The sequence below is a fragment of the Actinomyces sp. 594 genome, from assembly GCF_019325145.1.
In the GTDB taxonomy this organism is placed as follows: domain Bacteria; phylum Actinomycetota; class Actinomycetes; order Actinomycetales; family Actinomycetaceae; genus Actinomyces.
The window spans coordinates 47158-52676 of record NZ_PIZC01000052.1 but is presented as its reverse complement, the minus strand read 5'-3'; the positions used below and the strand labels follow the sequence as shown (position 1 = coordinate 52676).

Here is a 5519-nt window from a genome sequence, read left to right as displayed (position 1 = left end):
TTGACGAGCAGCTCGCGGGCCTGTGCGAGGTCGTCTACCTGCCGCGCACGCCGGAGATCTCGACCACCCAGATCAAGAACGACATGCAGAGGCTTTGACGGGGGTGAGTCGCTCCATGACAACGCAGAGGAAACAGGGGCAGGCGCTGCAAGTGCGGTGGGCGCGCGGTGTCGGGGAACGTGCCAGTGGCCGCTTCCGGGGTCGCACCGGTAGCCGCTTCGCTCGCTACGCGGCTGCGCAAGCCTACGCGGAAGGCGACCTGGAGCTTGCCCGAAGCATCTACATCGAGCTTCCTGCCGCGGCGCACGACCCCGCCTCCCGGCTGCGGATGGGACTCATCGCTGAGAGGCTCGAGCGGCCTGAGGAGGCAGAGGCCGTCTACGCGAGCATCGTTGAGGATGACCCGACCAGCATCGAGGCGCTCCTCAGCCTAGCGCGGCTGATGCGCGAGCGGGGCGCTGGGGAGGACGCGAACAGCCTCCTAACCCGTGCTGCCGGCGGGCCCGACCCCCGGGTCTCCGAGCAGCTTCTTGCCGCACTGCCCAAGGACACGCCGCTGTGGCGGCGGCTCGAGGTCCTGCGCAGCGGCCTGCCCAGCCACGGGGAGGACTGCGACTGGCTGCGCAAGACGCTCGCCGGCGAGCTGGCCATGGGCCACCAGGAGCGGGCCCGTGAGCTGATCGCGCGAATCTCAGACGTAGGGAAGCTCAAGGCGGCCGAGCTGTTCGACCTCGGCATGATCCAGTACCGGTCCGGTGATAAGGCGGCCGGCGACACCTTTGCCCGCGCCTGCGACATGGCGGGCGGAAAGGCCAAGGAGAAGGGGCCGGCGCAGTTCGCGTACCAGCGCTCCGACTGGCGCCTGGCAGCTGAGCTCGTCCGCGCATTCCCGGGCGAGGGCATGACGGAGACGCAGGTCGAGTATGAGATCGCGTTCTGTAAGGACAAACTGCACGACTACCGTGAGGCGAGCGAGCACTACGCCCTGTCTGTGCTGAGCGACCCCGAAAGTGGGTACAAGCACTATAAGTTCGGCCTGGCGCGTGAGCGAGCGGGCGACTACGTCGCGGCAGAGCTGGCTTACTCGCAGGCGTTATCCACTCTGCGTGGCCGCTCGGGGCACTGGTGGAACTACCGGCGCGGGGTCGTGCTGGCGGCCATGGGGCGTTACAACGACGCGGTGAAGTCCTATCTGGAGTACACGGGCGTTCCCAAGGAGCCCAAGCTGAACGATGCCTACGCCCACGTGCTGTCCCCGCACGTGCTGAACCGGCACCGTCCGATCGACCTGGTTGAAGCACGCCTGCTCAACATGCGCGGGCGGTACCTGAGCAAGGTCGACAAGGTGGCGCGTATTCGCGCCATACTGCCGCTGGTCCTCAAGGGGGATCGCACTACCCGGGTACGCCTGGCGGTCGCTGTGAAGGAGGCTGGTGACCCCGCACTGGCATGCGAGATCCTCGAGCATGTTGAGGAGTTCGGCTCAAAGGACGGGCTGGACCCAGCCGCCTACAGCAAGACTCCTGCGGCACTGCGCAACATCCGCTACGCGGAGGCACTGGAGACACTCCCCGTCAGCCCGAACCTGGTGCTGTGGGAGTCGAACCACGGCGCGTCCATCGGGTGTCACCCCCTGGCCATGTTCCGCTGGATGGTGGACCGGCCGGAGTACGAGCACCTCATCCATGTGTGGGCGATCAACGACGAGAGCGGAATCCCCGCCGACGTGCTTGACCATGACAACGTCGTGTTCGTCCGTCTGCACTCGCAGGAGTACATGCAGTATCTGGCCACTGCCGGCCACATTGTGAACAACGTGTCCTTCGCACCCTACTTTGTGCGTAGGCCCGGGCAGGAGTACCTGAACACCTGGCACGGTACCCCGTTCAAGACACTCGGCCGCTCCATGAAGGGCGAGCTGCTGGCTTACGAGAACCTCCAGCGAAACTTCCAGCAGAGCACCGTCGTGATGGCGCCCAACGCCCTTACGGAGTGGGCACTGATTGAGGATCACGATCTACTGGACGTGTATAGGGGAGTGTCAGTCATTGCGGGCTCCCCACGTCTGGACACCTCCATCCTGATGGATGCGGGAGGGCGGCAGGCGCTTCGCTCACGGCTCGGTCTGGCGCCGGGCGACGAGCGCAAGCTGCTGCTGTACGCCCCCACGTGGCGCGGCGGCGTGAGCGAGCGCGAGCTGGACGCCGATGCGCTGGTGGATGACCTCAAGGCCATGGCAGCCCGTGATGACGTAGTGGTTGTCTACCGTGCCCACCGGCTCTCCGAGAAACTGCTCGAAGGCGTTGAGCTCCCGGTCACCATCGTTCCCAAGGACATCGATACGAACGAGCTGCTCGCGGCGATCGATATTCTGGTGACGGACTACTCCTCGATCTTCTTTGACTTCATGCCCCAGCGGAAGCCGATTGTGCTGTACATGCACGATCTGGATGAGTACCGGGCGGACCGGGGGCTGTACCTGGACCCGGATGCGGTTCCGGGGCTGCACTGCCACGACCGCAGCGACCTGTCTGAGGCGATCGACCAGGCGATACTGGGTGCAGGAGCGCCTGAGGACGCGGATCTTCGGCGGTACTGCCCGCTTGAGGACGGTAACGCCTCGGAGCGGATGGTCAGGCTCTTCTTCGACGGCGTTCGCAGCCTGCCCGAGCCCTCCGTGGTTCGTGACTACCGCGTGGACAACGGCGCCGTCGGTCGGAAGACCATCCTCTTCCATGCCTCGCTGATTCCCAACGGCATCGCCTCAGCGCTGCTCTCCCTCATGAATTCGCTGGATCCCGCAGAGTACTCGGTGAGCCTCCTGGTGGAGCCGAAGGTGCTGCGCAGCCGCGACGACCGCCGGGAGATGTACATGCGGCTGCCGGAGCACGTGCACGTCATCTGCAGGCAGGGGGTGGCCCCCTGGACTGTGGCAGAGCGCTGGTGCACGAACGAGTTCTCACGCCACCCAGACGCTGAGACGCCCGCGTTCTGGCGGGAGTACTGGAGCTACTGGGACCGTGAGAGCCGACGGCTGCTGGGCGACTTCGTCCCCGACGCCGCCGTCGAGTACGACGGATACGCGTACACCTGGCTGTCGCTCATAGCCGCCTGGGGACGGCGCGGCGCGCGCGTCTCCTGCTATCAGCACAACCAGATGGACGACGAGTACCGGGAGAAGCTCCCGGACCTGATGCGCGTCTTCCGGCTCTACGACACTGCCGCCGCGATCATTGCGGTTAGCCCGGGACTGGCGGCACACAATCAAAGGAGCCTGCGGCTGCTCGGGATTGATACCGGTTCCCGGCAGGCAGCCGCGCGCAACCTCATCGAGATGGACAAGCTGCACAGGCTGTCCCAGGAGGCGCTGCCGGAGGACGTGGGCGCGTTCAAACGAGCGCATGCACTGACCTTCGTGTCGATCGGGCGAATGTCGCGGGAGAAGAACCAGACTGCGCTGATCGACGCCGTCGCAACCGCTCGCTCACGCGGCGTCGACGTCGGCCTGGTACTCGTAGGGTCCGGGCTGCTCGAACCCGATCTCAAGGTGCACGCAAAGCGCCGTGACCTCGATCGGCACGTTCTGTTCACGGGGCAGCTGGCCAACCCGTACCCGGTTCTGGCATGCGCTGACTGCTTCATCCTGCCCTCGACGCATGAGGGCCAGCCGGTGACAATCCTCGAAGCGATGGCATTGGGTGTTCCGGTGATCGCCTCCGATGTGCCCGGCAGCCTGGAACTGATCAGGCTTGGGTACGGCCTGACCTGCGGAACCTCTGCGGAGGAGATCGCACACGCCATTCAGGTGGCGAGCGCTGACATGTCCGTGGCCACAGGAGTATTCGACGCCGAGAAGTACTGCGCCGATGCGACCTCCGCGACGCTGGGCGCGATACTTGCAATTGATCGTCCTGCTGGGCAAGAAGCAGACATTCTCGAAGATGCTCCACAGAAGGAACGGCTATGACTATCTACAAGCTGGTGCGCCCGGTGGGCGCCTCACTGTCGGAAGCTGGTTCGCTCAGGCGCGAACCGCCGCGTCCGGTCGAGAAGCGCGACCCCACCTATGCGGACAAATACGATGACTCGACGGTGTTCTACGACGCTATTCTTAGCGGCCGCACGGTGACGCTGGTCGGACCTCCGCTACTGAATCTGGAGGGGCTCATAACCGGCGGGGACGTTCGCTTCGGCGCGTCTGAAGACCCGGTGCGGTTCAGCACGGTCAAGCACGATCGCAGCCAGGTCTCCACAGTACGGCTACGTGATCCCGGCATGGGGAACGCCGAGCTGAAGTTCCGGCTCAGCGACGGCACGAGGCTCGCGCTCACGCCGACGCCGGATATGAACGAGCTGTTCGCCGGTCGTAGAGTGCTGATGGCTCACCAGAAGGACGAGCCCATCGCCTGGATACTCGACTGGATCCGCTACTACCAGCACGAGCACGGCGTTGACGCGGTCCTGCTCTACGACAACGCTTCGACTACCAGGACTCCGGAAGAGCTCCTCGGAGCGCTTAGGTCGCTTGAGGGGCTGGAGACCGCCGTAGTCGTGGAGTGGAACTACAAATTCGGTCCCCAAGGCAGCCCCTGGGTCGGCCCGAATGTCGCGTGGGACTCCGACTACGGGCAGATCGGCGCTTTCCAGGACGCCAGGTACCGCTTCCTGCAGTCCGCAGTCGGTGTGGTCAATTCCGACATCGATGAACTGGTCATCAAGACCACCGACATGGATGTCTTCGATGCGCTTGCGGAGTCCGAGGACGGCGTGGTCGGCTACGGCGGCAGGTGGATCGAGAACTCCCGCTCGGACACGTCCCGTGCGCCGCGTTTCTGGGACTTCTTCAAGATCCTCAAGACCGGTCATCCGTGCCGCCCCAAGTGGACGGCGAGGTTCTCCTCCCTGTCCTCCGCGACTTCACCGACGTGCCACTTCATCCGCGGCGCCGACGTGCCGCCCGACGACCGGTTCTACCTGGCGCACTTCCGCGGTCTCAATATGGGGTGGAAGGTGCCCACGCGCCTGCAGAACGTGGAGGACCGGGGGCAGTTCTCGGTTGACTACGGCGTTGTCGGTGCACTCGCGGAGGTCTTCCCGGACACCATCCCCTGGGCCGAGGTGCGTCGCGCGCTGAAGGAAGTGTCACGAGCTACGCCCGTAGACGCTGACAGGGTCTTCCGCGAGTGGCTGCAGGAGGCCGTGCGCGCCCGCTGCGGAGTCCCCGGGGACTCCTGGACAAGATCCTGGTTCTGGCGTTCAAACGTCGGCGTGCTAGAGCGGGACGCCGGTCGGCTCGGGCGCATTGCCTTTGACTTGGAGATGGGCGCCAAGTCCATCGGAGTCGCGCTCTCCGTGCGCGACCGGAATCATTTCGACGCTCTGCGTGAGGCGCTTACCAGCAGTGGGATCCAGTTCATGGGCCCTCTGTCGGGAGGAATGGGATTCAGGCTACGTGAATTCGACCGCAAGCTGTCGCGCGAAGACCTCGCCGAGGAGATCGCCGCACTGCTGACGCGGTG

Annotated in this window: 2 protein-coding genes; both read left to right on the top strand. The window is 65.0% G+C overall.

What is annotated here, in order from left to right; all coding sequences use genetic code 11:
* Positions 1–115 precede the first annotated feature (115 nt).
* A complete protein-coding gene (locus GZ998_RS09240) occupies positions 116–3967 on the top strand; it encodes a glycosyltransferase (protein ID WP_219109672.1) in 3852 nt (1283 codons plus the stop codon).
* Positions 3964–5519: hypothetical protein (locus GZ998_RS09235; RefSeq protein ID WP_162679831.1), on the top strand; the 1556-nt coding region annotated here is incomplete at its 3' end. The genes GZ998_RS09240 and GZ998_RS09235, both read left to right, overlap by 4 nt.

Coding starts and splice junctions, on each gene's coding strand:
- GZ998_RS09240 (WP_219109672.1), top strand. CDS start 116: ATGACAACGCAGAGGAAACAGGGGCAGGCGCTGCAAGTGCGGTGGGCG.